This window comes from Paenibacillus sp. 2TAB19, assembly GCF_052115185.1.
GTDB lineage: Bacteria > Bacillota > Bacilli > Paenibacillales > Paenibacillaceae > Pristimantibacillus.
The window spans coordinates 1-1004 of record NZ_JBFRGE010000206.1 but is presented as its reverse complement, the minus strand read 5'-3'; the positions used below and the strand labels follow the sequence as shown (position 1 = coordinate 1004).

Below are 1004 nucleotides of genomic sequence, written 5' to 3'. Positions count from 1 at the left end.
CTCTTTTGTCCATAATCCCATGTGCTCTCCCAACCTTTCATCTACTTCCATTTTAGTAGGTTTAGGAGTTTACACAAACTATTTTACAGACTCACATTGAAGCACCTTTCCATCTCTCTGTGCTGTTCTCTCCATTTTTTGCAACAAAAGAAGAGGCGACAATCATTAACGTGACATCTGGGCTAGCTTTTACGCCGTTTGCGATTGCTCCGATTTATTCAGCAACAAAAGCGGCGCTTCATTCATTTACAATGAGTCTAAGACACCAACTCTCTGATACGTCTGTAGAAGTGATTGAAGTTGCTCCTCCGGCAGTGAATACAAATTTAGGTGGAGCGGGGTTACATATCCAAGGAGAACCATTAGATGCCTTCGCAGATGGAATTTTCAAAGGATTAGAAGAGGGTAAAAAGGAAATTGGATATGGTACTTCTGTCAATCGCTTACGCATGTCACGAGATGAAGTCGACGAGTACGCTGAAAAGATGTATAAGGCCACGAAATACACAATTGAATAACTACACTCACGAAAAAGGTACCACCATTGTGTAGGTGCTTTTCCGAAATTATTAATCAAAAAGTCAGTTTGTTTTGACTTCGCATTGTCATATAAAAAAGCTAAACTCGCCGCAGTGTCGGCGAGTTTTCTTTATTTTAGTTATCTATTCCTTATTTAACTAAACTCCCTCTATGGAGAATCGCTTTTCTCTTAATTGCTCACGTTTTCTTAGGTTTTGAACAAATGTTATTGTTAAAAGATAACTTTTCAATGGAACGAAATTTTAGATGAAGAAATTTGTGGGGCTGCTTAATGCGCAAAAAATCTCTACCCAGACCACTGTTCAGTAAAAAGTGGTTAGTGCGGTAAAGTATGGTTGCACCTTTGGATCTCTACATAAGCTCATGGTGGTCAACCCTCCCACATCTCACAGAGTCTACGCTCCCACATTCCTTCATTCAACCTGTCCATGAGGTGGAGGTCAGATATGCTGCCCGACAGGATT

General features: G+C 40.3%; 1 pseudogene. It reads left to right on the top strand.

From position 1 onward, the window contains the following. Positions 1-83 precede the first annotated feature (83 nt). Positions 84-518, top strand: a pseudogene (locus AB4Z33_RS31010) (SDR family NAD(P)-dependent oxidoreductase); the annotation flags it as partial. Positions 519-1004 lie beyond the last annotated feature (486 nt).